The organism is Saccharopolyspora sp. NPDC000995 (assembly GCF_053599315.1).
In genome coordinates this window covers 1-16,423 of record NZ_JBSFLZ010000092.1, presented here as the reverse complement: position 1 = coordinate 16,423, position 16,423 = coordinate 1, and the positions used below count along the sequence as shown (strand labels likewise).

The following is a 16,423-nucleotide window of genomic DNA, read 5'->3' as shown; positions in this document are numbered from 1 at the left end:
AAATCGTTGGCAGGACTGGTTTTCGCACCAGTGCCGGTGCCGGTGCCGGTGCTGTGGCGGGAACCCCAGGTTGCTGCTCGCCCGTTGGTCCGGGCGCGCATCCCGTCGGCTTCGGCCGTCCGCCGGTTACGGGAGTGAACGAGATCGCAGCGCGGTGCCGAAAGCGCCGTACGGGTAGCCGGCCGAACACGGATCGCTCGCCTCGTCCAACCTGGTGATCTCGTCGTTTTCCAGCACGAGGTCGCCGGCCGCGAGGTTGCTCGCGAGCTGCTCGCTGCTGCGGGCGCCGAGCACCACTGCGCTCACCCCGGGCCGGGCCGCCACCCAAGCGAGCGCGATCGCCGCGGGCGTGACATTCCTCGTGGCGGCGATGTCGCGCAGGATGTTCAGCACATTCCAAGTGCGGTCTCGCGCGACATGGGTGCTGTAGAGTGCGCAGACGTAGTTGTCGTGCATCTTCCCCCGCTCCAGTTGATCGGCGAAGCGGGAGTCCGCCGGGCTTGAGTGCGGGGAGTACTTGCCGGTGAGCAACCCGCCCGAGAGCGGGGACCAGGCCAGCAGCCCGAGGCCGTTGGCGTTGCCCGCCGGGATGATCTCCCATTCCACCTCGCGGCACAGCAGGCTGTACTGCGCCTGGTACGTCACCGGGGCGGTCAGGCCGAGCGCCTGCACCAGGTCCACGGCCTTCTGCAGCTGCCAGCCGGTGAAGTTGGACAGCCCGACGTACCGGATCTTTCCCTCGCGGACAGCGTCGTCCAAAAAGGACATCGTCTCCTCCAGCGGGGTCAGCGGATCCCAGGTGTGCATCTGGTAGAGGGCCACCGATTCGACGCCGAGGCGTCTGAGCGAATCCTCCAGAGCCCGCGTCAGGTTGTGCCTGGAGTTGCCCCAATCGTTCATCGTGGCGCTCGTGGTGTACCCGCCGCCCTTGGTCGACAGCAGGACGCGCCCGCGCACCTCGGCGGACTGCTTGCCGAGCCAGCGGCCGATGATCTGCTCGGAGCGCCCGTCGACGTAGCCGTCCGCGGTGTCCACGAGAAGGCCGCCGGAGTCCACGAAGGTGCCGAGCGTCCGGCCCGCCTCCGCCTCGTCCGTCTGGTCGCCGAACGTCGCAGTGCCGAGCACGAACACCGAAGTGCCGAGGCCACTGGCTCCCAGCGGTACGTGTTTCATCTCTTGCCACCTCGCTGGCCCGTGGTCAGGTCTCTCGCGATGTCGTCGGCTCTCGGTGGGACTGGTGCTCCCACCGGCCGGGCGTGCCGCGCCAGAGCGATCGATCCCATCCTTGCTCGCGCACCACCGCAGTTGAATTGCACTTTCGTACAGAGCGGAATGCCACGGTGATCTCCGGCGGCAGCACAGCGGGGCGGACCCCGCGAGTTCCGGGCGCCGACCACGGCGTACGAAGGTTCAATTCAAACCCCGGTTCCGGTGGGGTACGAACAACGTGACGTGCCGCGCCCCCTCCCGCCGCACCCCGAGGATGAGAATGTCCGATAATGCGCCGGAAGTTGACTTCGATCACCACTCCGCGGAATACGCCCGCGATCCTTGGGCCGCCAACATCGCGCTGAACTCCCACACACCCGTGGCCTACAGCAGGCACCACGGCGGATTCTGGTTGGTGAGCGGGTACGACCAGGTGTCAGAGGTCGCGCACCGGCCCGAGGTTTTCTCCTCCGAGCACGAGCTGCCCAACACGCCGGGACGACCGCAGGGCACTGTCGTGCCCGCCTCGTCGTTCCGCGGGCTGCCGCTGGAGGTCGACCCACCCGAGTTCATGCAGTGGCGCAAGCAGCTGAACTCCTTCTTCTCGCCGCCGGCGGCGAGGCGGCTGCGCCCGCGCATCCAGCAGTACGCCACGTGGTGCGTCGACCAATGCGTGGAAAGCGGCGAGATCGATCTCGTCCTGGACCTCGCGAACCCGGTTCCCGCGCTGATCACCCTCGACATCGTCGGGTTGCCGATGGACGACTGGCGGTTGTACGCCGACGTCGTGCACGCGCTGGTCTACACCCATCCGGGCACACCGGAGTTCGACCGCGTCGAGGCTGGTTTCGCGCAACTCGTCGAGACGGTGCGGGAAGTGATCCCGCAACGGCGCGCCGATTCCGGCGACGACCTGATCAGCTTCCTAACGCAGGTCGAGATCGACGGCGAGAAGATCTCCGACGAGGACATCGTAGCGGTCTGCAACGCCGTCATCCCCGGCGGTGTCGACACCACCACGGCACTGCTGGCGTCCACATTGGACTACCTCGACCGGGAACCTGCGGACCGCCGGAGGCTCATCGAGTCACCGGAGCTGATCCCGAAGGTCTGCGACGAGTTCCTCCGGTATTACACCCCGGTCGTGGGCGTCGGGCGCACCGCCGTGGAGGACACGGCGATCGATGGCTGCCCGGTCGGCAAGGGCGATCGCGTACTGCTGTCCTGGGCGGCCGCGAACCTGGACGCGAAGACCTTCCCGAACCCGGACATGATCGACCTCGACCGCGACGCTCGCAAGCAGGCCGCCTTCGGCATCGGAATCCATCGGTGCATCGGACGCCACATCGCCCGGATGGACTTCGAGGTCGTGATCGGCGAGGTGCTGCGGCGCATGCCGGACTACCGGATCGTGGCCGGGGCGGCCGAGAAGTACTCCACGGTGGGCCAGATCAACGGCTACGTGAAGATGCCGGCCCGTTTCACGCCCGGTCCGCGGACCGGGCCGGACGCGGCCACCGTCGCCGCGCTACCCCGGATTTGAGGGAGGACCATGACACAACCGGGAAGGGTGCTGCGACTCGGGGCGAGCATCGATGGCCCGGGTGGGCACATCGCCGCGTGGCGGCATCCGCTCACCCAAGCCGACGCCCAACTCGATTTCGGATTCCACCAGCGCAACGCCGCGTCGCTCGAACGCGGCGTGTTCGACTGCGTTTTCGTCGCCGACGTGGTGGCGCTGTGGGGTACCGACGTGGAGCACCTGAGCCGCACAGCGCGCAACGAGCACTTCGAGCCGCTGGCCCTGCTGTCGGCCTACGCCGCGCTGACCGAGCACATCGGGCTCGCCGCAACCGCCACCACCACCTACAACGATCCCTACGACCTCGCCCGCAAGTTCGCGTCGCTGGACCACCTCAGCGGTGGCCGCGCGGGGTGGAACATGGTGACCTCGGCCGCGCCGTGGGAGTCGCGCAACTTCGGCTTCCCCGAACACATGGAGCACGACCTGCGCTACGCGCGAGCCGAGGAGTTCCTCTCGGTGGCGAACCGGCTCTGGGCCTCCGGTGACGAGCCGATCGAGCACACCGGGCGGTTCTTCAGCGTTCGAGGACCGCTCAACGTGGCGCCCTCGCCGCAGGGCCGGCCGGTGATCTTCCAGGCCGGTGCATCCCCGGTCGGCCGAAAGTTCGCCGCGCGGCACGGGGAAGTGCTGTTCACCAGGCATACGCGGCCCTCCGACGCCCAGGACTTCTACGCCGACCTTAAGGCGCGCGCGGCCGCGCACGGCCGTGCTCCGGAGTCGATCCAGATCTGGGTCGGCCTGCAGCCGATCGTGGCGAGCACCGAGGCGCAGGCGCGGGAGCTGCTGCTGGAACTCCAGGAGTTGATGCCGGACATCGTCGCCCTTCGTGCGCTGCAGGACCAGCTGGGTGATGTGGATCTGACCGGGTATCCGCTGGACGGGCCGGTGCCGGATCTTCCTGTCAACAACCGTTCGCAGAGCACCGCCCAGCGCTGGATCGACCTCGCCCGCCGGGAGAATCTGACGCTGCGCCAGCTGTCCCTGCGTACCGCGGCTGACATCGTCGCGGGCACCCCCGAGCAGCTCGCCGACCACATGGAGACGATGTTCACCCAGGCCGCGGCGGACGGTTTCCTCATCGACTTCCCGTACCTGCCGGGAGCGCTGGAGGACTTCGTCGACCACGTCGTGCCGGAGCTGAGACGGCGCGGCCTGGTGCGCAACGAGTACGTCGAGGGCACGTTGCGGGACAACCTCGGCCTCACCGAGGCGCTGGTGGGAGGTGTGCGATGACCATGCTGCTTTTCGCCCAGTTGACGACTCCGCCGGATGGCGGCGGAACCGGTCGTGCCGCGTTCATCCGCGCCCGCGACTGGGCTCGCGCCGCGCAACGGGCAGGCATCGACGCCTTGCTGCTCGACGACCGGCAAAGCGCCGGTCCGGACGGGGCGAGGGCGTTCGAGGCGGGCACCCTCGCGGCGGCGCTGGCAGTCTGCACCGAAGGCATCGGGCTCGTGCCGTCGATCTCGACGGGGCAGCTCGCGCCCTACCACGTCGCGCGGCTGCTGGCGACGATCGACTACCTCAGCGGCGGCCGCGCGGGCTGGGAGATGCGCGCCCCCGGTGCCGACTGCGAGGCCGCCAACTACCACGCAGGCGGTGCCGCGGGGGCGGACCGGCAGCTCGCCCGTGCCGAGGAGTTCGCCCGAGTGCTGGCCGGGCTGTGGGACAGCTTCCAGGACGACGCGTTCCTCCGCGACCGCGAATCGGGCATCTACTTCCTGCCGGAGCGGTTGCACGCGCTGGACCACCAGGGCGAGCACTTCGAGGTGGCTGGTCCGCTCAACATCGCCCGCCCACCGCAAGGACATCCGGTGCTGGTGAAGCGCATCGCCGACACCGGCACCGCCGCGCTCGCGGGCCGCGTCGCCGACGTGGCGATCGCGCCGGCCGACCGGGCGGACGGCCTCGCGGAGATCCGGCGCGCGGTGACCGAATCCGCGACCGGCGCCGGGCGCCGGCCCGAGGACGTCCTGGTCCTGCTGGAGCAGCCGGCGGACACGCCCGTCGAGCACCTGACCGGGCTGGCCGGGACCGGACTGGTCAACGGATTCATCCTGTCGGCGCCCAGCGCCGACGCGGTGCTCAGCAGCGCCATCGCTGTGCGTCGCCACTTGTCCGCGTCCTCGGGCGGCACGCTGCGGGCAAGGCTGGGTCTTCCCCGCCCGGCCGGCAAGCAGGCAGTTGCGTGACGAAGTGATCGAGCCTCAACCACGACACATGGGAGCGAACGACAGATGAGTGCGTATCCGAACCTGCGCGGCAAGGTCGCCGTGGTTACCGGCGGTGCCTCTGGAATCGGGAAGGGCACCGCGCAGCAACTCCTCGCCGAGGGCATGCAGGTGGTCATCGCCGACATCGAGCGCGATGTCCTGGACAAGACTGCCAAGGAGATCGGCGCGGTCGGCATCCACACCGATGTCAGCGACCTGGAGAGCGTGCAGGCGCTCGCGAGCTCGGTGATCGACCGGTTCGGCACCGCGCACGTGGTCTTCAACTGCGCGGGCATCGGGCCGATCGCCCGGATCGCCGACATGAAGATCGAGGACTGGCACTGGATGCTTGGCGTCAACCTCTACGGCGTCATCCACGGCGTTCAGACCTTCCTGCCCATCCTGGAAGCCAACGAGGACGGCGGACACATCGTGAACACGGCTTCCATCTTCGGGATGTTCACCGCTTCGCCGCTCGGCGCGTACTCCGTGAGCAAGTTCGGCGTGGTGGCCCTCACCGAGACGCTCGCCGCCGAACTGGAGCAGGACGGCTCCAAGGTGGGTGCGACCGTGCTGTGCCCCTCCACGGTGTTGACCAACGTCGGTTCGAGCACCCGGAACCGGCCCGAGCGGTACGCCGGCGGCGCGCTCACCGACTTCGAGCTGACCGAGGAGGAGTTCCAGGCTCACCGGTGGCTGACCCCGGAAGAGGCGGGTGCTGTGGTGGTCCGGGCCATCAAGGCCGGCGACCTGCACGCCTGCACCCACCAGGAGTCGCGCCCCTTGATCGAGGAGCGCCACCAGCGCATCGCCGAAGCCTTCGAACGGGGGACCCGGCCGGCGGACGGGTGATGAGGTAGCCCCGGGGACGGCGAATGGAGGCGGACCCGCATCGGGCCCCCGCCCCCGTTCGCCGTTGGCGTCTGGTCAGCGACGCGTGGCGGTGATGAACAGGTAACCGTTCTCCGGTGTGACCGCCGCCAGGCGCATGAAGTGGGTCAGGGAATCGATCTCCTCCGCCGTGGCGTGCTCCAGGAACTGATCGCGCATCTCCTCCACGGTGTCGGCGAGCACGGTTCCCGTGCGCAGCACGTTGTCGCTGATGTCGTGGATCTCGACGTCGACGAAGCCATGCGCGGCCAGCTGCTCGCGGTACTCCTCGACCGAGCCGAGGGCGTGGATCTTGTAGGTCTCCCGGATGTGGTCCATCACCACCTTTCCCTCGGGGCTGACGGGGCCGCGCTCCACGACGTCGGCGATCGCCAGCCGCCCGCCCGGGCGCAGCACGCGCGCCGTCTCCGCCAGCACCTGACCGCGGTCGGGCATGTGCAGCATCGACTCCAGCGCCCAGGCCGCGTCGAAAGACCCGTCCGGGAACGGGATGCTCATCGCGTCCGCGTACCGGAACTCCGCCCGGTCGGCGAGGCCGGCCTCGGCCGCCCGCTCCTGGCCCTGCTCGACCTGCAGCTCGCTGATGGTGATGCCGACGACGCGCACGTCGCGGGAGCGCACCAGGCGCATGGCCGGATTGCCGTTGCCGCAGCCGATGTCGAGGATGCGCTGTCCCGGCTCCGGGTCCAGGCCCGAGATCATCAGGTCGGTGAGCCGATCCGTGGCCACCTCGATCGGGCTGTCGTCGGAGTCGTCCTCCCAGTAGCCGAAGTGCAGGTTCTGCCCCCACAACGCGTCGATCCGGCCGGCCGTGCTGAACTTGTCGGTGCCGTTGTAAAAACCGGCCACATCATCGTTGTTGACATTCATGAGGTTTGCCACCGCTTCCATCAAAGGGCTTGCCTGGTCCTTCGGACAGGGAAATGGCTGTGTTGGGGCAGAGTGCGACGACCTCCCGCACGGTGGCGGCGCGCGATGGATCGGGTTCCGGATGCAGCACGGTGACCCGCCCGTCGTCTCCCGAATCGAAGAGATCGGGGGCTGCGCGCACGCAGTGGCCGGCGCCGATGCAGCGGTCCTTGTCCGCGGAGATGCGCAACGGGAACTCCTACCATGCAACGGGAAACTTGTCGATTCCGAAGATCGCGGCGTCGTATTTGAACTCCAGGTCGTCGACATCGACAGCCAGCCGGAGTGAGGGAACGCGCCGGAACAGCGTCTCGTAGGCCGTCTCCAGCCAGGCCCTGGCCAGGTTCTGCCCGAGACACTGGTGGACGCCGTACCCGAAGGCCACGTGGTTGCGGGCGCTGCGGTGGATGTCGAATTCTCCGGCGCGCTTGAAGGCCCGCTCGTCGTGGTTGGCCGAGGCGCAGAGCGCGAAAACGCCGTCTCCATCCCGGATGACCTGGTCGCCGACCTCGATGTCGGCCTTGGCGATCCTGGTGAAGGTCGGCCCGTCCGCGATCGTGTGGTACCGGAGCAGTTCCTCCACCGCGCCCGGCCACAGCGAGGGGTCGGCGCGCAGCTCGGCGAGCTGCCGTGGATGCCGAAGCAGCGTCAGCGTACCGAGCATGATCATGTTGGCCGTGGTCTCGTGGGCGGCGATCAGCAGCTGTAGGACCATGCCGACGGCGGCGTTGTGGGTGACCTCGCCCGTCGCGATCCGCTCGGTGACAAGCCGCCCGATGAGATCGTCGCCCGGCTGCTGCTCGCAACGGGTGATCGCGGCATCGGTGTAGGCCCGCAGCTCCGAAACCGAGTTCCGCATCTGCTCGGAGTCCATCATCTTGCGGCTGCGGATCCGGCCCTGGAAGAACTCGTGGTCGTCGTAGGGGACGCCGAGCAGCTGGCAGATGCCCAGCGAGGGGATGACCAGCGCGAACGATTCCGCGAGGTCGGCCGGGCAGCCCTGCGCTAACATCCGGTCGATCAATCCGTCCATCATGGACTGAATTCCCGGCCGCAGTGCTCTGATCCGCTTGACGCTGAACTCCGGGATCAGCATCCGCCGGTACACGTCGTGCTGGGGCGGGTCCATATTGAAGAACTCGCCCTCGTGCAGCTCGTACTGCTCCATGTCGGCAACGTCGGTCAGCAGCGGGAATCCGGGGTAGGTGAGGTCGGTGCTGATCCGGGGATCGGCCAGCACCTGCTGCACCTCGGCGTGCCGCGTGACGACCCAGGCCGGCCGCCCGTTAGGCAGCCTCACGCGGGCGAGCGGTCCCTCCTCGCGCAGCTGCGCGTACTCCGCCGGAGGGGAGAACGGGCATTGGCGGCGCATCGGAAAACAGCGTTCTGCGGCCTGCTTCTCATCGGGCGTGGTCATGGTGTCGCGTCCTTCTCGACGGCCTGTCGCATGGCACCTTCAGCACATCTCGGGCGCGTTGGCCGCGCGGGGCGGATGTGGGACAGGGGGAGTTCGTCCGCTGCGGCGGGCGGCCAGGTGTTGCACCGGTCGGCGGTGAGCCCGGACCGGTGCCGGCATGTACGGAGTCTCGCTCATGCCGGTCCCGCACCTGAAGTGGACCTTCGTACAGCAATCCCGCGGGATGCACGAAGGTTCAATTTACGACCGGCTCCCGCCGAGTTTAGAAATGGTCGTCCACCTTGGCCCAGGCATGACCGGAGAACCAACGTGACTGACACGACGACCCAGACGCGGTCCGACGCGCTCGCGCAGCGATACGTCACCCAGTTCCGGGAAGACGGATTCACACTCGTCCCCAATGTGCTTTCCCCGGACGAAGTCGCGCGGTACCGGGACGGCGCCTGGGCCGCGATCGAGAACCAGGGCCAGCTGGCCGGCATGGGATTGCGCGTCGGCCGCACCGCCGTCCGGATGACCACCGGTGCGTTCCAGGACGACGAGACCCTGCGCGACCTCGCGCGCCATCCCAAGCTCGGCGCGATCGCGGAACAACTGGCCGGCATGCCGCTGCGGGTGTGGGGCGGTGAGGCGCTGATCAAATCGCCGCACGACGACCAGCCGACCATGTGGCATGACGACATCACGCTCGCGCCGCTGGACGGCAAGATCACGCTGAACGCCTGGATCGCGCTCGTCGACGTGCCGGTCGAGCGCGGCTGCATGACGTTCATCCCGGGCTCGCACCGGCGCCCCGATCCCCACCGGGCACCACTGTCCGCGGCCCAGGAGAACCCCGATTCGTACCTGTTCGACGGGTGGCCGGAACTCGGCTGGAACCGCCGGGTCACCGTTCCGCTGCGGGCCGGCGACGTCACGTTCCACCACTGGCGGACCGGGCACACCGCAGGCCCCAACACCTCGGAGGACTCCCGGGTGGCGTTCATCACCACCTACACCGACGCGGAATCGACCTACCGGCCCCACCCCGGTCACGAGCTGCCCGACCTGGACGAAGGCCAACTGCCGCCCGACGACCGCTACCCGCGGATCGCTCAGTTCGCGACCGGCCGCTGAGCCCGGAGGCGGCGACTGTGTTGCACGCGGTTGTCACCGGCGCGACCAACGGGATCGGCGAGGCGACGGCGCGGCGGCTCGCCGGTGAGGGGATGGCGGTCACGCTGGTCGGCCGCAGCACTCAGCGCCTGGAGGCGGCGCGACAGCGGATCGTCACCGCCGTGCCGCGCGCCGAGCTCGCCCTGGAGCGGGCCGATCTCGCCGAACTCGAGGAGGTGCGCGATCTCGCCGGCAGGCTGCGCGCGGGACCGGCTCCGGACGTGGTGATCAGCAACGCCGCCGTGGTCGCCCCGCTCGACCGGCGCACCTCCGACGGCCTGCCGCGGATGCTGACCATCAACTACCTGGCGCCCTACCTGCTGCTGCGGGAACTCGCAGCGGTTTCGGAGCGGTCCAGGCTGATCCTGGTGGCTTCCGACCCGGCACTGCTGGCCCCCGAACCGGTCGACCTCGACGACCTCGCGTTTGCCTGGCCGCAGCGGCTGGGTGAACCCAGCGAGCTGTGGCCCTACCACGCCTACCTGCGGATCAAGAACATGAACCTGATGTTTGTCCACGCGCTCGCCCGCCGCCTGGGCGGGAGCGCTACCACCGTCAACGCCTGCCACCCCGGCATGATCGCGGGCACCGGCCTGGGCGGGGAGGCACCCGGGATCGGTCCGTTCATCGTGCAGGCGTACCAGGACGGCAGCCTGCCACCGCCCAGCCCGCAGCCCGGCGCCGGGAAGGACGGGGAGCTGCCCGGCCCGGACGTCGGAGCGGACACGCCTGCGTGGCTGGCGACCTCGCCCGCCATCGAAGGGAGGACCGGCGGCTTCTACGCCGACCGCGCCCCCGTCCGGACCGAACCGCACACCACCGACCCGCAGCGGTGCGAGCGGCTGTGGGCGAAAAGCGCCGGCCTGGTCGGTCTCGCCGTCTGACGGACCGGGCGTCAGCCGTGCTTTCCCGGGCCGGGGCGCTCGCCGGCTGCCGCCGCGAGATTGCTCGCGTGGACGTCCGCCGGTGGCAGCCACTGGCGTTCGGGGTCGAACGGCCGCAGGCGCGAGGTGACGTGGTCGATCAGCCGGGGCAGCACGGGATGCCGGTTGTCCCGCTGCCACAGCATGGAGTGCAGGTAGACGGGTGTCGGATCGACGATGGGCAGCTGCACGATCCCCGGGTGCCACGGGACCCGCAGCAGTTCGCCGCTGAAGGTGAAGCGGTCCGCTGACGCGGCGATGTAGTCCAGCATGTGGTCGAGGCCGAAGTTCGGGCCCGAGGTGTCGATGGTGAGCCCGAACTCGCGGGCGATGCAGTCGTAGAAGTCGGCCCACTCGCTGCCAGGCTCGTTGCTCGGCATCCAGGCGACCGAGTCCCGGAGGTCGGTCAACCGCACCCGCCGCCGGTCGGTGAGGGGATGCGCGCGGCCGACGAGGACGTGGAGGGGACCGAGATAGGCGGGGATGTGCTCGATGCTCGGATCGAGCGCGCCCACCACCCGGGCGAAGGCGACGTCGATCGAGCCGTTGGTCAGCGCGGTCCGTCCGCTCCGGAGCCCGTGCGAGGTGACGATGTCGATCTCCACGTCGGCGTGGCTGTCGTGGAACGTCCTGACCAGTTCGGTCGCCGGGAGGCGGGTGCCGATCACGTCCACCCGCAGCGGTCGGTTGCGGACCCGGATCGACTCCACGGCCTGATCGGCCAGCGCCAGCAGGGGCCGGGCGTGCAGGAGGAACGCGGCACCGCCCTCGCTGAGCTTGGCCCCGGTCTGGGTGCGGTGCAGCAACGTCGTGCCCAGCGAGGCTTCCAGCCTCGCTATCCGCTTGGAGATCGCCTGCTGGGTAATTCCCAGCTGGTCCGCGGCCTCGCCGAAGTACTGGGTGTCCGCGACGACGATGAAAGCCCGGACCGCACCGAGGTCGAGTTCCATCCTGCCCCTTCCGTGCCGACCGACCGCCGACGAGGCACCACCGGTTTCCCGGCGGTACCCGTCGCACCGCGTCCAGTACTTCCGCCTGGGCAACACTACCCACGCGGCGAAGCCGGCGTCGGACGCCACCGCCTCGTGCTCGGGCAGGCGTCGGGGCGGCGAACGGCTGCTAATCCCCGGTGGACTCCAGGATCACGGCGGTGAAGATCCCGCCCACCCCGTAGGCGAGCAGGAGGGCGTAGCGCCAGTTCACCTGCTCCACGTTGACGAGGTGGTCCAGGCCCGCCAGCGGGTCCGCCGGTCCGATGTGACCAACTCGACGGGAGAAGTCCCACGGGGTCACGGTGAAGTCGAGCGACAGCGGGTCGAGGAACTCCTGCTTGGTCAGGTCGTGCCCGAGGAACGGGCAGACCACGTGATCGAGATCGGATACGGCGATGCCCGCCTGCGCAGCCGCGGCGGCCACCACGTGCTGCACATCCTTGGTCACCGTCGGCCAGATGCGCTCCGCGTCCACGATCTCGCTGCCCCGTGAACGCAGGTAGACCGGCCCGGCGGGGTTCTCGTGCTCCCGCGTGAACGGCTCCAGGCCACGACCCACCGGTTCCAGGTCGGGATCGCTGAGGGACGAGATGCCGGCGATGCGGGCGAACCCACCCTTGCGGGAGAGGACCGCCGCGGCCGCGCCGTCGCCGAACGGGCAAGTGGAGGAGCGCCAGCGGTCGACCTCGGGTTCGCGCCAGCAATCGGCCGCGGTGACGAGGGCGAGCTCCTCCTCGTCCCGGCCCCGCAGATACGCCGAGGCGAGCTCGAAGGCGACGAGCGAGCTGTCGCACCCGCAGTCGAGGTCGCTCGTGATGCACCGGCCGGTGGGAACTCCGAGCTGCCGGTGCACGTAGGCCGCGCCGTGCCAGAGCCGGCCACCGGGGGAGAGCATCATGGAGTGCAGGGCGAGGGAGATCTGCGCTGGGCGGCGCTTCGCTCGCTGGAGCGCGAGGCGTGCGGCGTCGACGGCCAGGTCCGGCGAGTGCTGTTCAGGCGGCGCGACCGTCACCGAGAGCTGCTGCGTCTCCGCCGCCTCGCGCCTCGTCCAGGCTCCTGCGGCGAGAGCTTCGTCGACTGACACGGTGGGTGGGAGAACGCCGGCGATTCCGGCGAGGAACACATCGCCCATGAGGTCACGCTCGCTTTCGTTGTCGAGCGGGCGAGAAGAACGAATCGCGCCGCAACGGCATCGGGCTCGGCTTGAGCTTTCGCGTCGAGCGCGTCAGCCGCCCGTCATTTTCTATGCAGGGCGCGCGGTAGCTGTAAATTGAACCTTCGGACATGAACAAAAGTGCATGTCCGAAGGTTCCATTGAGCCAGTCAGCGGGCTGGGCAAGACTGCAAGGACGCTGGCATCGGCTGGAATTCGCTTACGCCCGGAGAACAGCCGGTGCTGCGCGAAGCGATTCCGCTGCCGTGGTTGCTTCCCCGAGCCGGCGTGTTCGGTGTCGATCGCGATCAACCGATGCGTCCGGACCGTGCGGCCTGTCCCATATCCCGTTGTGAGGATGCAGATGGATTTCGCGCTCACCGCCGCTCAGAACCAGCGATACGAGGAAATCCTCCTCGACACGCGGAACCGGCTGACCGGCGACGTCGAGCTCTTCGAGGACAAGTGGCGGGAGGCCGCCGGCCTGGGGCTCACCGGTCTGTGCATCCCGGCGGAATACGGCGGCAGCGGTCTCGGCGCGTTCGACACGGCGATCTGCCTGGAGGCATTCGGCCGCGGGTGCCCGGACACCGGCTTCGTCTTCGCGGTGTGCGCCCACCTCCTCGCCGGCGCCGTGCCCATCCGCGACTTCGGCTCGACGACCCTCCGCCGCGACCTGCTGCCAGGACTGGCCGTCGGAGACCTCATCGCGGCCAACGCCATCACCGAGGACGACGCGGGCTCGGACACCAGCAAGCTCTCCGTCACCGCCCGCCGCGACGGCGGTTCGTACGCGATCGACGGAGAGAAGTCGTTCGTGAGCAACGGACCGAACGCGGATCTGCTCCTGACCTACGCCTCGACATCACCCGGCGGCGGATTCCTCGGGATCTCCGCCTTCGTGGTGCCCTCCGGCCTCAGCGGCGTCGCCCTCGGCGAGCCGTTCGAGAAGATGGGGCTGGACGGCTGCCCGGCGGGACGGGTGACGTTCCGCGACTGCCACGTGCAGGAGAGCCACCGGCTGGGCGCCGAAGGCCAGGGCTCCGCGATCTTCGCGCACGCCATGAACTGGGAACGCGCGTGCCTGTTCGCCGCCTACATCGGCATGATGGACGACCAGCTCGAACGCTGCGTCGCGCACGCCAAGCAACGGCGCCAGTTCGGCCGCGCCATCGGGAACTTCCAGGCCGTGTCGCACCGGATCGCGACGATGAAGCAGCGGCTGGAAAGCGCCCGGCTGCTGCTGTACCGCGCCTGCTGGCTGATCGACCAAGCGGGCGACGGACAGGCGTCGGCCACCGCGCTGGCCAAGGTGGCCGTGTCCGAGGCCGCGGTGGCCAACAGTCTGGACGCCGTTCAGATCTTCGGCGCGGCCGGCTACCTGGTCCCGGGCGGTATCGAGCGTTACCTGCGGAATTCGGTCCCGACCACGTTGTTCTCCGGCACCACGGAGATCCAGCGGGAGATCATCGCGCGAGAGGTGGGACTGTGAGCCTGCACGACCTGCTCATCGACGCGGCGGCACGCCACCCGGACCGGCCGGCGGTCGCCGGGCCGTCGGGTGAGATGAGCTATGCGGAGATCGACGAGACGACGAGACGACTGGCGCACCGCCTGGCCGATCTGGGAGCCGGGCGTGGAGACCGGGTGATCGTCTGGTCCGGCAAAGCACCCGTCGCCATCGCCGCGATGCAAGCGGCGCTGCGGATCGGTGCCGCCTATGTACCGACTGACGGCGCGAGCCCGCCGGGCCGGGTGGCGGCGATCGCGCGGGACTGCGGCGCGGCGGTGGTGTGCTCCACCGGCCCGCAGATCGAGGACCTACCCCCGGGGACGGCGTGGCTTGACCTGTCGGCGCCGCTGCCCGGGACCGGCAATGCGCCGGGAGCGGTTAGCGCCGATCCTGACGACCCGGCCTACATCCTCTACACATCCGGTTCGACGGGAACTCCCAAGGGTGTCTGCATCAGCCACGGAAACGCCCGCGCATTCGTGGATTGGGCGGCGCGGACGCTGCGTGCCCAGCCCAGCGACCGGTTCGCCAACCACGCTCCGCTGACCTTCGACCTCTCGGTGCTTGACCTCTACGTCGCGTTCGCCGCTGGCGCCTCAGTGCACCTCATCCCCGCCGAGCTCGGGTATGCGCCGGTGCAGCTCACGGAGTTCCTGCACAGCCGCGAGATCACCGTCTGGTACTCGGTTCCCTCGGCGCTCATCATGATGATGCGCGACGGCGGGCTCCTGGACCGGCCAGCACCACCGGCATTGCGTGCCGTGCTCTTCGCGGGCGAACCGTTCCCCATCGGACACGTCCGGGAACTACGTGCGTGGACCGGTGCTTGTCTGCTGAACCTCTACGGGCCGACGGAAACCAACGTGTGCACCGCCCACGAAGTGGTGGACGCGGACCTGCAGCGCGACCGGCCGGTGCCGATCGGCAAGGCCACCTGCGGGGACGAGGTCTGGGCCGAGAAGCCCGGCGGCGCGGTGGCCGGACCCGGCGAGAACGGTGAACTGGTCGTCACGGGCCCGACGGTGATGTTGGGCTACTGGGGCCGGGAACCGCAGTACGGCCCTTATCGGACCGGGGACATCGTGCGGGTGCTCGACGACGGTTCCTTCGACTACGTCGGACGCCTGGACCATCAGGTGAAGGTTCGGGGCAACCGCATCGAGCTCGGCGAGGTGGAGGCGGCGATCACCAAGCACCCCGCCGTGGCAGAGGCCGCGGCAGCGGTACGCGGCACGGGGATGGATGCCCGGCTCGAGGCGTTCGTGGTCGCACGCCCGGAGCAGAAGCTTGGTGTGCTGGAGATCAAGCGGCACATGGCCGGAAAGCTGCCGCGCTACATGATCCCCGACGGAGTGCACATCGTTGCGTCCTTGCCCACGACGAGGAATGGGAAGACGGACCGTACGGCTCTCTTGGCCGGGAGGAGCTGAAGCCGGAGGCGAACGAGTGCCGTTGCCGACTGCGGGTTCACGGAAATGGGAAGCACTGGGAGGAGTACGACATGACGCAGGGCGATGTGTCCGAACGGTTGCTGGCTTTCATCCGGGAGCGGTTTCTCCAGGACGATCCGGCAAGCAGTCTGGACGGCGAAACGCCTTTGCTCGATTGGGGAATCATCAACTCGATGAACATCGCGGAGCTGCTCGCCTTCATCAACAGCGAATTCGACCACGGAGTGCCGTCGGACGCGGTTGTCGCGCGGAACTTCCGGACCGTCAAGGATATCGCCACCATGATCGCCGGCTAGTCGGACACCGAGTAGCACGCGTCCCCAACGGCGGGCGGCCTGTGCGACGGCGAGAGCAACGACGGCGGAGGGTGTGCGCGCCTGACAAGATCCAATCGGGATTCAGTCACCTAGACCAGTCGCGGCTGTCCGTTCGGCCGTCCCGGGGAACCACCGCTCGGGCGATGGTCGTGATCCACCAAGCATTGCTGCCTCCGTGCTGGGCGACGTAGCGTTCCGCCGCCGTCCGGTTGCCGAACCGCAGCTCTTGCGCTCGCGTGTTGTGCACGATCTTGACTGCCAACAGAACGTCTCCACTCGAAGTTCACTTGCAACGAGAAGTCAGTCAGGCACACGGCCAAAGCCTCGGGTCAGGTGAGGACACGTGTCCCGCGCAGGCTTTTGAGCTCCCCGAAGAGGGCCGGGCTCGGGTCGATAGGGTACTGGTCGACGGCCAACTTGGTGCGTCGGGCGCCGTGGCGGACCACGACGCGCAGGGGAGTGCTTCCCCGGTGTGCTCGCAGCGTGGCCCGGAGCTCGTGCATGTAGTCCAGGTCGACGTAGCGGGCCTCCACTTCCAGGGTCACCGGGTTCACGCCCGCGTCGGTTTCTGCTGCCGAGATGTCTACCGGCACGGCATCGGAGGCGAACACGCTGATGGTGCCTTCCCGTTCGTTGATGCGGCCCTTGACTGCGAGTGCGGTGTCTTCCACGAGGCAGTCGGCGAACATTTCGTA

Annotated in this window: 16 protein-coding genes and 1 pseudogene; 9 read left to right on the top strand and 8 right to left on the bottom strand. The window is 68.9% G+C overall.

The genetic code is table 11. The features are described from left to right. Positions 1-126 precede the first annotated feature (126 nt). Positions 127-1,173 (bottom strand): aldo/keto reductase, encoded by a 1,047-nt coding sequence (locus ACWDKQ_RS25365; protein ID WP_450141259.1) that lies wholly within the window; start codon positions 1,171-1,173, stop codon positions 127-129. A gap of 316 nt (positions 1,174-1,489) precedes the next feature. Here ACWDKQ_RS25365 and ACWDKQ_RS25360 point away from each other — a divergent pair, with 316 nt between their 5' ends. From ACWDKQ_RS25360 to ACWDKQ_RS25345, 4 genes are read left to right on the top strand one after another with little or no spacing between them, the layout of a single operon-like run. Then, complete coding sequence (locus ACWDKQ_RS25360) at positions 1,490-2,752, top strand: cytochrome P450 (RefSeq protein ID WP_450141258.1); 1,263 nt, start codon at positions 1,490-1,492, stop codon at positions 2,750-2,752. Between the two features lie 9 nt (positions 2,753-2,761). After that, positions 2,762-4,027 (top strand): NtaA/DmoA family FMN-dependent monooxygenase, encoded by a 1,266-nt coding sequence (locus ACWDKQ_RS25355; RefSeq protein WP_450141257.1) that lies wholly within the window; start codon positions 2,762-2,764, stop codon positions 4,025-4,027. Continuing rightward, positions 4,024-4,986 (top strand): LLM class flavin-dependent oxidoreductase, encoded by a 963-nt coding sequence (locus ACWDKQ_RS25350; protein WP_450141256.1) that lies wholly within the window; start codon positions 4,024-4,026, stop codon positions 4,984-4,986. Before ACWDKQ_RS25355 ends, ACWDKQ_RS25350 begins: the two co-directional genes overlap by 4 nt. A 45-nt stretch (positions 4,987-5,031) precedes the next feature. Continuing rightward, positions 5,032-5,859 (top strand): SDR family NAD(P)-dependent oxidoreductase, encoded by an 828-nt coding sequence (locus tag ACWDKQ_RS25345; protein WP_450141255.1) that lies wholly within the window; start codon positions 5,032-5,034, stop codon positions 5,857-5,859. 75 nt (positions 5,860-5,934) lie between these two features. On the opposite strand, the gene ACWDKQ_RS25340 is transcribed toward ACWDKQ_RS25345, so the two are convergent. From ACWDKQ_RS25340 to ACWDKQ_RS25330, 3 genes are read right to left on the bottom strand one after another with little or no spacing between them, the layout of a single operon-like run. Continuing rightward, complete coding sequence (locus tag ACWDKQ_RS25340; protein ID WP_450141254.1) at positions 5,935-6,768, bottom strand: methyltransferase domain-containing protein; 834 nt, start codon at positions 6,766-6,768, stop codon at positions 5,935-5,937. Further along, on the bottom strand, positions 6,749-6,997 hold the full coding sequence (locus ACWDKQ_RS25335; protein WP_450141253.1) for a ferredoxin: 249 nt from the start codon (positions 6,995-6,997) through the stop codon (positions 6,749-6,751). The genes ACWDKQ_RS25340 and ACWDKQ_RS25335 overlap by 20 nt, the downstream gene beginning before the upstream one ends. A 9-nt stretch (positions 6,998-7,006) precedes the next feature. Continuing rightward, positions 7,007-8,224, bottom strand: a complete 1,218-nt coding sequence (locus ACWDKQ_RS25330; protein WP_450141252.1) for a cytochrome P450 — start codon at positions 8,222-8,224, stop codon at positions 7,007-7,009. 309 nt (positions 8,225-8,533) lie between these two features. Between ACWDKQ_RS25330 and ACWDKQ_RS25325 the strand changes: the two genes are divergently transcribed. Further along, positions 8,534-9,340 (top strand): phytanoyl-CoA dioxygenase family protein, encoded by an 807-nt coding sequence (locus tag ACWDKQ_RS25325; protein ID WP_450141251.1) that lies wholly within the window; start codon positions 8,534-8,536, stop codon positions 9,338-9,340. Positions 9,341-9,357: 17 nt separating this feature from the next. After that, positions 9,358-10,263 carry an SDR family NAD(P)-dependent oxidoreductase gene (locus tag ACWDKQ_RS25320; RefSeq protein WP_450141250.1) on the top strand — a complete coding sequence of 302 codons (906 nt, stop codon included), beginning with the start codon at positions 9,358-9,360 and terminating at the stop codon, positions 10,261-10,263. An 11-nt stretch (positions 10,264-10,274) separates the two neighbouring features. Here ACWDKQ_RS25320 and ACWDKQ_RS25315 read toward each other — a convergent pair whose 3' ends face one another. Then, positions 10,275-11,381, bottom strand: a complete 1,107-nt coding sequence (locus ACWDKQ_RS25315) for a LysR family transcriptional regulator (RefSeq protein WP_450141249.1) — start codon at positions 11,379-11,381, stop codon at positions 10,275-10,277. Between the two features lie 40 nt (positions 11,382-11,421). Further along, positions 11,422-12,426 carry a ketoacyl-ACP synthase III family protein gene (locus ACWDKQ_RS25310; RefSeq protein WP_450141248.1) on the bottom strand — a complete coding sequence of 335 codons (1,005 nt, stop codon included), beginning with the start codon at positions 12,424-12,426 and terminating at the stop codon, positions 11,422-11,424. A gap of 385 nt (positions 12,427-12,811) precedes the next feature. Here ACWDKQ_RS25310 and ACWDKQ_RS25305 point away from each other — a divergent pair, with 385 nt between their 5' ends. From ACWDKQ_RS25305 to ACWDKQ_RS25295, 3 genes are all read left to right on the top strand, one after another. Then, positions 12,812-13,939: an acyl-CoA dehydrogenase family protein gene (locus ACWDKQ_RS25305; protein ID WP_450141247.1), complete on the top strand. Its 1,128-nt coding sequence runs from the start codon at positions 12,812-12,814 to the stop codon at positions 13,937-13,939. Then, positions 13,936-15,390, top strand: a complete 1,455-nt coding sequence (locus tag ACWDKQ_RS25300) for an amino acid adenylation domain-containing protein (protein ID WP_450141246.1) — start codon at positions 13,936-13,938, stop codon at positions 15,388-15,390. The genes ACWDKQ_RS25305 and ACWDKQ_RS25300 overlap by 4 nt, the downstream gene beginning before the upstream one ends. Before the next feature lie 71 nt (positions 15,391-15,461). Next, entirely contained in the window at positions 15,462-15,707 is a 246-nt protein-coding gene (locus ACWDKQ_RS25295) for an acyl carrier protein (protein ID WP_450141245.1), read from the top strand. Positions 15,708-15,813: 106 nt separating this feature from the next. On the opposite strand, the gene ACWDKQ_RS25290 is transcribed toward ACWDKQ_RS25295, so the two are convergent. Both ACWDKQ_RS25290 and ACWDKQ_RS25285 read right to left on the bottom strand, forming a co-directional pair. Further along, positions 15,814-15,990, bottom strand: a complete 177-nt coding sequence (locus ACWDKQ_RS25290; RefSeq protein WP_450141244.1) for a hypothetical protein — start codon at positions 15,988-15,990, stop codon at positions 15,814-15,816. 67 nt (positions 15,991-16,057) lie between these two features. After that, positions 16,058-16,423: pseudogene (locus ACWDKQ_RS25285) on the bottom strand (DNA polymerase III subunit alpha); the annotation flags it as partial.

What these genes read in the sequence shown, in the direction of transcription:
- ACWDKQ_RS25365 (WP_450141259.1), bottom strand. Translation starts at nt 1,173, where the DNA reads ATGAAACACGTACCGCTGGGAGCCAGTGGCCTCGGCACTTCGGTGTTC.
- ACWDKQ_RS25360 (WP_450141258.1), top strand. Translation starts at nt 1,490, where the DNA reads ATGTCCGATAATGCGCCGGAAGTTGACTTCGATCACCACTCCGCGGAA.
- ACWDKQ_RS25355 (WP_450141257.1), top strand. Translation starts at nt 2,762, where the DNA reads ATGACACAACCGGGAAGGGTGCTGCGACTCGGGGCGAGCATCGATGGC.
- ACWDKQ_RS25350 (WP_450141256.1), top strand. Translation starts at nt 4,024, where the DNA reads ATGACCATGCTGCTTTTCGCCCAGTTGACGACTCCGCCGGATGGCGGC.
- ACWDKQ_RS25345 (WP_450141255.1), top strand. Translation starts at nt 5,032, where the DNA reads ATGAGTGCGTATCCGAACCTGCGCGGCAAGGTCGCCGTGGTTACCGGC.
- ACWDKQ_RS25340 (WP_450141254.1), bottom strand. Translation starts at nt 6,768, where the DNA reads ATGAATGTCAACAACGATGATGTGGCCGGTTTTTACAACGGCACCGAC.
- ACWDKQ_RS25330 (WP_450141252.1), bottom strand. Translation starts at nt 8,224, where the DNA reads ATGACCACGCCCGATGAGAAGCAGGCCGCAGAACGCTGTTTTCCGATG.
- ACWDKQ_RS25310 (WP_450141248.1), bottom strand. Translation starts at nt 12,426, where the DNA reads ATGGGCGATGTGTTCCTCGCCGGAATCGCCGGCGTTCTCCCACCCACC.
- ACWDKQ_RS25305 (WP_450141247.1), top strand. Translation starts at nt 12,812, where the DNA reads ATGGATTTCGCGCTCACCGCCGCTCAGAACCAGCGATACGAGGAAATC.
- ACWDKQ_RS25295 (WP_450141245.1), top strand. Translation starts at nt 15,462, where the DNA reads ATGACGCAGGGCGATGTGTCCGAACGGTTGCTGGCTTTCATCCGGGAG.